Below are 3,593 nucleotides of genomic sequence, written 5' to 3' on the forward strand. Positions count from 1 at the left end.
CAAAAAGGATGGCCAAACTCCTTGGTACACAAGGGGTTAGCTATCCTTTGTCTTTTTTAAACTGATAAACTCGGGTGTTCTTGTTTCAAATGACTATATAGATGGATACAGCAAATTTGGCTGAAAACGTTGGTGATTCCCACGAATTCATGAGTAAAAATCAGTGTAGTTCTCATCCGATAGCTTCTTAATTTAGCCGTGTTTTCTGCTTTTATGTTTTTATTCTCTTGGTTTCATGGTAAAATAGGCTATAAATAAATTGAGGTGGAATGAGATGACAGTAAAAATCAATACCCGTGATGGTCAGATTGAATTGACCGATGATGTCATTGCGACCATTGTTGGTGGTGCAGCGACGGAGATTTTTGGTGTGGTTGGAATGGCGAGTAAAAATGCCATTAAAGACAATTTCCAGGCCCTTCTAGGTCGGGAAAACTACTCCAAGGGAGTTGTGGTTCGGAGCAATGAGGCAGGTGATATCGAAGTTGATGTGTATACAGTCCTCAGTTATGGAACCAAGATTAGTGAGGTTTCACGTAATATTCAAGAACGCGTGACCTTTAGTCTGGAAAATCAACTCGGCATTACTGCTAAAGCCGTTAATGTTTATATTCAAAATATTAAAATTGTAGGAGAGTAGTCGTGGCCAATATTACAACCAGTTTATTCCAAGAAATGGTCCAGGCAGCTGCCACTCGTTTGACCAATCAAGCTGAATATGTGAACTCATTGAATGTCTTCCCTGTTCCAGATGGTGATACAGGGACCAATATGGGAATGACCATTGAAAATGGTGCCAAGGAGGTGGCGGATAAGCCAGCTCAGACAGTAGCTGAAGTAGCTAACATTTTTGCCAAGGGGCTCTTGATGGGTGCCCGTGGAAACTCAGGAGTCATCACTTCACAATTATTCCGTGGTTTCTCTCAAGGTGTGAAAGATCTAGAGGAATTGGATGGAGCTGCCTTGGCTCATGCCTTCCAGTCCGGTGTTGAAGTTGCTTATAAGGCCGTTATGAAGCCTGTTGAAGGAACTATCCTTACGGTTTCTCGTGGAGCTGCGATTGGAGCGGTTAAGAAGGCTGAAAGCAGTAACGACGCTGTGGAGGTTATGGAAGCTGCTCTTGAAGGGGCAAAGGCTGCCTTGGCTAAGACACCTGATCTACTGCCTGTTTTGAAAGAAGTGGGTGTTGTGGACTCTGGTGGCCAGGGACTTGTCTTTATCTACGAAGGCTTTTTGTCTGCCCTCAACGGTGACTATATGGCTTCTGAGGACTTTAAGGTCACACCAGCGATGATGGGTGAGATGATCAATGCCGAGCACCATAAATCTGTTGCTGGCCATGTTGCGACGGAAGATATCACCTTCGGTTACTGTACAGAGATCATGGTGGCCCTCAAGCAAGGTCCAACCTATGTTCAAGACTTTGAGTACGAAGAATTCCGCAATTATCTAAATGACCTCGGAGATTCGCTTCTTGTTGTAAATGACGATGAGATTGTCAAAGTTCACGTGCATACAGAAGATCCAGGTTTAGTTATGCAAGAAGGTCTTAAATATGGTTCTTTGGTTAAAGTAAAAGTTGACAATATGCGCAACCAGCACGAAGCCCAGATTGAAAAGGAAAGCTCCCAAGCTACAGACAGTAAAGTTCCTCGCAAGGAGTATGCCATTGTTGCAGTCGTGGCAGGTCAAGGAATGGCAGAGATTTTCCGAGCATCAGGAGCAGATTATGTTATCGAAGGCGGTCAGACCATGAACCCGTCGACAGAAGACTTCGTCAAAGCCATTGAAGAAGTCAATGCCGACCAGGTGATTCTTCTCCCTAACAACAAGAATATTTTCATGGCGGCACAATCGGCTGCAGAAGTTGTTGAGGAAGCCGCAGCAGTTGTGGAAAGCCGGACAGCCCCTCAAGGCTTGACTAGCCTTCTTGCCTTTGATCCAAGCCGGAGTTTGGAGGAAAACCAGGAGCGGATGACAGAGTCGCTAGCAGAGGTCGTCTCAGGCTCTGTTACCCATGCGGTTCGAAATACGACCATTGATGGCTTGGAAATCCGTGAAAACGACTTCCTAGCGATGGTGGAAGGAAAAATTGTAGCTTCTGATGCAGACCTTGAAACTGCTTTAGATCTCATGTTTGCGAAGATGGATTTAGCTGACAAGGAAATCTTTAGCATTTATGTTGGAGAAGAAGGATCTGAAGAATTTGCGGAGCAACTGCAAGAGAAATTGGAAGGCCAGTTTGAAGACTTGGAAGTTGAAATTTTCCCAGGTGATCAGCCAGTTTATCCTTATCTTTTCTCAGCTGAATAAAGGGTATGCCTCGAAAAGATCTCTTTTCGAGGTTTTCCCATTTTTAATGAGTTTTTTACTTTAATAAATAAGCTGACTTTGATATAATAGGGATGTACAAAGATGGCTAGCAGTTTATCAGGATCTATCTATAAAAATAGTTTAGCTTTTGTTTTCAAGTGTTTGTTTCAAAAAATTGAATAAATACGACAGCTTACTTGAATCTGCTGGGAATTGTTTGAAATTTAATTGACAAGCTGTCTAAAATGATTTACAATAAATGTCTGGAGATAATAAAATAGGGAGGATAACATGTCTAAGTCTAACTTTGAAAAAGTAGAGACAGTAGTAGGCTGGGTACGTGATAAAAAGATCACGGGTTATCGCATTTCAAAAGAAACCAACGCCCGCGAAATGTCTATTATTGCTCTAGCTCAAGGCCGTGCACAAGTAAAGAATATTTCTTTTGAGACTGCATTGGGCTTAATTGATTACTACGACAAGAATCACGAAAAGTTCGAAGATGCGTAGTCATTCCTAGCTAAAATCGGTTAGAAAAGAATTAGGATACCCTTTTTTTCTAGCTGATTTTTTGTTACTCGAAAAAGAGTTTTAGATTTTTCTTCCTCCAGGATGAAACTGGTATCCCTAGCAAAAACAGCCCTCTTGGGGCTGTTTTTGCTTATTTGAAGCCAGGGCGTTGGAAGATTCAGTAGAGGAGGGAATAGAGTGTCGACTTGACTAGCCAGAAAGAGAGCTGACTAGTTTGGTCTCTAGTTTCGCTTTTTGAATCTGTCGCATTCCCTAGCTCATTAATGATTTCATCCAAGATGAGGAGGTTTAATCGGTTGGGATGGTCAAACCGATGGCTAATCTTAGGAGCTGTAGGAGCGCTGAAATAGGCTCTTCTAGCCCTTGAACCTGCAATTGGAGTCCTGTATAGCGGAACTTGATTTCGGCTCCTAGATACAGCTGTAGAGCCGCTACTTCAATCAGAGTTTCAACCGTCAGATTGGCTAGGGTTTGATCCCTTCCTTGACAGGGACGGATGAATCCAGTTGTCAGATGAAGCAAGGTTGTTTTTTGCAAGGAGTCCGTAAATTTCTCCTTGGTGAAAACAATTTCCTCACAACCATCTGACATAGGTTGATCTTTTTGTTATACTTCCTAAAATCCAGTTTCAAGGTTAGGGATAGAGGTGCTTGCATATGCGTAAGTTGGAAGAATATAGTCGTTTAGCTTATAAACCGTATATGATATACTTGTCTTATGGCATACGGAATTGATTTTAGAAAACGTGT

Annotated in this window: 4 protein-coding genes; 3 read left to right on the forward strand and 1 reads right to left on the reverse strand. The window is 42.4% G+C overall.

All coding sequences use genetic code 11. The features are described 5' to 3' along the window. Positions 1-274: 274 nt before the first annotated feature. The 3 genes from N4310_RS07925 (at position 275) to N4310_RS07935 (ending at position 2,823) form a co-directional block, all read left to right on the forward strand. Positions 275-640 carry an Asp23/Gls24 family envelope stress response protein gene (locus tag N4310_RS07925; protein ID WP_179924299.1) on the forward strand — a complete coding sequence of 122 codons (366 nt, stop codon included), beginning with the start codon at positions 275-277 and terminating at the stop codon, positions 638-640. Between the two features lie 2 nt (positions 641-642). Beyond that, positions 643-2,313 carry a DAK2 domain-containing protein gene (locus tag N4310_RS07930; RefSeq protein WP_262092748.1) on the forward strand — a complete coding sequence of 557 codons (1,671 nt, stop codon included), beginning with the start codon at positions 643-645 and terminating at the stop codon, positions 2,311-2,313. A 291-nt stretch (positions 2,314-2,604) separates the two neighbouring features. After that, on the forward strand, positions 2,605-2,823 hold the full coding sequence (locus N4310_RS07935) for a capsule biosynthesis transcriptional regulator (RefSeq protein WP_160332439.1): 219 nt from the start codon (positions 2,605-2,607) through the stop codon (positions 2,821-2,823). Positions 2,824-3,132: 309 nt separating this feature from the next. Here N4310_RS07935 and N4310_RS07940 read toward each other — a convergent pair whose 3' ends face one another. Beyond that, positions 3,133-3,435: a hypothetical protein gene (locus tag N4310_RS07940; protein WP_262092749.1), complete on the reverse strand. Its 303-nt coding sequence runs from the start codon at positions 3,433-3,435 to the stop codon at positions 3,133-3,135. Between the last annotated feature and the right edge of the window lie 158 nt (positions 3,436-3,593).

This window comes from Streptococcus danieliae, from assembly GCF_025447695.1.
Lineage (GTDB): Bacteria > Bacillota > Bacilli > Lactobacillales > Streptococcaceae > Streptococcus > Streptococcus danieliae.